Here is a 1,566-nt window from a genome sequence, read left to right on the forward strand (position 1 = left end):
TCCTATGTATATAGGCCTTTAGAGGGAGTGAAAAAATATCAACTTTTTTCTTTTGAAAGCAAAGGATAGCCAGAAGGGAAATTCCAACCACCCTTCGCCTTCAGAAGTGTGTTTTTTTCCTTACTACAAATTTAAACTATTCTAAAATATTTTGATCAGTCATTATCCATTACCAGCATCCTATGAGTAGAGGCTGAATGTCAGCACTACAAGTCCTTGTGATTAAATGTTTAATGGCTTGCTGATGGTTTCAGCAATAAACAGCCGGCTACAGTCTTGGCAAAGTCAATGACTCGCTGTTTGATTATTTCACGATGACAACGCATGTTTTGTAGTCCGGCTGAGAAATTTAATTGTCAGGTAATGAGTAATGGTTGATTGATTAATAAATTATTTGACAATAGAGGTTTTATAGGGTTGTTCCGTGAGCCATACATATCGGATTCTGCTCAATAGTTTACGGGCAACTTTTACTATGGCTTTTTTACCGTTGATACCTCTGCTGATCTGTTCGCTGTAGTATAATGCCAGGGCTGGATCATTTCTTTTAGCCGCCCAGGCGCATTCGATCAGATCACTCCGGAGTTGCCGGTGTTTTCTAACAGTCAAATTAAACCGTACCTGCTTCTCACCGGAACTGTGTTCCATGGGCATCAGTCCAATAAAACTATTGAGGTGATAAAAATTGGGAAACCTTCGCATGTCGCCGATTTCAGTAAGGAGCGATGCTGCAGTAAGAGGTCCGATTCCGGTTACGGAACGAAGCAGGTAGTATAGTTTTTTGTAAGTAGCACTGCGCATGAGTTTTCGGATATCATTGCTAATCGCCAGAAGTTCTTTTCGAAGCAGCTCCACTTCCCGGACCTGATACTGAAGTGTCCGGCTAGTGCTTTCAAAGGGGAAGGCGAGACTTAAGAGCCAGGTGATAAAATTTCGACTCCAGTTCGGATTGTCAAATTTTTCTGGTAAGTTGATTCCGTTGTAATCAAGAAAACCTTTTACCCGGTTTTTACAACGCACCAGATCCCGCCAGATTTTCTTTCGTTGCCGGACCAGGGTTCTGTCGGCTTCCTGATGAAGTGGAGGGATATAGATTCCGCGTAGCTGCCCTTTGGCCAAGGCCTGGCCAATACCCCGCGAATCGCGGCTATCAGTTTTATAGACCTCATCCTTATGGCTGGAAGGAATATCAGCCGGGTTAACCACCAGGCAGGTAATACCCAATTCAGATAACTGGCGCTGAATCCAATACCCAAACTTTCCGCTTTCATAGGCACATTGATAGGAAGCCCCGGGAAATTGTTTGGTGAGATAGTGGTAAAGGATTTCAGGCGAGGGCTGCTGGTGTATATTCTTGACAAACATATCGCCCAGGAATATGCCAGCATTCCAACTACGTTTGTGAACGTCCAGACCCACATAAATGGTCTGATTTTCGAAATTGGCTGTAATTTTAGACATGGCGTTTAGATGTTTGGTTAACTATCAAAGTTACTGTAGCTATCCTGCTTGCAGAATAGACTACTACCGCTCTAAACGCCTACTTTATATAGCATAAGGGCTTGG

At 43.2% G+C, this 1,566-nt stretch carries 1 protein-coding gene; it reads right to left on the reverse strand.

Annotation, left to right across the window (positions count from 1 at the left end; translation table 11 throughout):
* Positions 1 to 390: 390 nt before the first annotated feature.
* Positions 391 to 1,461, reverse strand: coding sequence for an IS110 family RNA-guided transposase (locus MD536_RS20940; RefSeq protein WP_239603748.1), 1,071 nt, complete (start codon positions 1,459 to 1,461; stop codon positions 391 to 393).
* Positions 1,462 to 1,566: the final 105 nt, after the last annotated feature.

It is taken from the genome of Flavihumibacter cheonanensis, from assembly GCF_022352215.1.
Lineage (GTDB): Bacteria > Bacteroidota > Bacteroidia > Chitinophagales > Chitinophagaceae > Flavihumibacter > Flavihumibacter cheonanensis.

What these genes read in the sequence shown, in the direction of transcription:
- MD536_RS20940 (WP_239603748.1), bottom strand. Translation starts at nt 1,461, where the DNA reads ATGTCTAAAATTACAGCCAATTTCGAAAATCAGACCATTTATGTGGGT.